Source organism: Salipiger sp. HF18 (assembly GCF_011806505.1).
Taxonomy (GTDB): Bacteria; Pseudomonadota; Alphaproteobacteria; order Rhodobacterales; family Rhodobacteraceae; genus Salipiger; species Salipiger thiooxidans.
In genome coordinates this window covers 1-1,146 of record NZ_JAATOS010000804.1, presented here as the reverse complement: position 1 = coordinate 1,146, position 1,146 = coordinate 1, and the positions used below count along the sequence as shown (strand labels likewise).

Genomic DNA, 1,146 nt, shown 5'->3' with positions numbered 1-1,146 from the left:
GGCCTCGACCAGCCCTTCTACATCCAGCTCGCGAAATACGTGGGCGGTGTGGCCCAGCTCGACCTCGGCTACTCGTTCCGCCAGAACGCCCCGGTGATCGACCTGATCGCCGAGCGCCTGCCCGCGACGCTGCTGCTCACGCTCACCGCCTTCGTCATCTCGCTGGTGCTCGGCATCGCGCTTGGCGTCGCCGCCGCCGCGAGGGTGGGCAAGCCGCAGGACAGCCTGCTGACCACGCTGGCGCTGCTGTTCTACGCGACACCGCTCTACTGGGCGGCGCTGATGGCGGTGCTGGTGTTCTCGGTCTGGCTCGGCTGGCTGCCCGGCTTCGGCTACGAGACCGTGGGCGCCGACTACACCGGCCTCGCGCGCGTCATCGACATTCTCAAGCACCTGATCCTGCCGGCCCTGACGCTGGGGCTGTTCTTCATGGCGGTCTACATGCGCATGACGCGGTCCTCGATGCTCGAGGTCTCGACCGCCGACTTCGTCAAGACCGCCAAGGCCAAGGGTCTTTCGGGGCGGGTCATCCGCCGCCGCCACATCCTGCGCAACGCCATCCTTCCGGTGGTGACGCTGGCGGGCCTGCAGGCGGGCCAGCTGGTGGGTGGCGCGGTGCTGACCGAGACCGTCTTCGCCTGGCCCGGCATCGGGCGGCTGATGTTCGAGAGCCTCGCCGCGCGCGACTACAACACCATCCTCGGCGTGTTCCTCGTCTCCGCCGCCATGGTGATCCTGTTCAACATCGTGACCGACATCGTCTACCGCCTTGTCGACCCACGCATCGGCGCGAGGGCCTGAGCCATGTGGAAACGCTTCCGGAGCAACATCGGCGCGGTGATCGGCGTCGTCCTGCTGGTGCTGGTGATCGCCATCGCCATCTTCGCCCCGCTTATCTTCGCCAACTCGCCCTGGCAGATGGTACAGCGGCCCTTCCTTGCACCCTTTGCCATGGACGGGCTGCCGCTCGGCACCGACACGCTGGGCCGCGACGTGGCGGCCCAGCTCGCCTACGGCGCGCGGGTGTCGCTGCTGGTGGGGCTCGTCTCGACGCTGGTGGCGCTGCTCATCGGGGTGCCGCTGGGCGCGCTGGCCGGCTTCTACGGCGGCTACGTCGATGAAGGCGCCATGCGCTTCACCGAGTTC

At 68.4% G+C, this 1,146-nt stretch carries 1 protein-coding gene and 1 pseudogene; both read left to right on the top strand.

All coding sequences use genetic code 11. From position 1 onward, the window contains the following. Window positions 1–801, top strand: an 801-nt coding sequence (locus tag HC022_RS27110) for an ABC transporter permease (RefSeq protein ID WP_167454439.1), incomplete at its 5' end; no start/stop codon positions are given. A 3-nt stretch (window positions 802–804) separates the two neighbouring features. Next, window positions 805–1,146 (top strand): annotated as a pseudogene (locus tag HC022_RS27105) (ABC transporter permease); the annotation flags it as partial.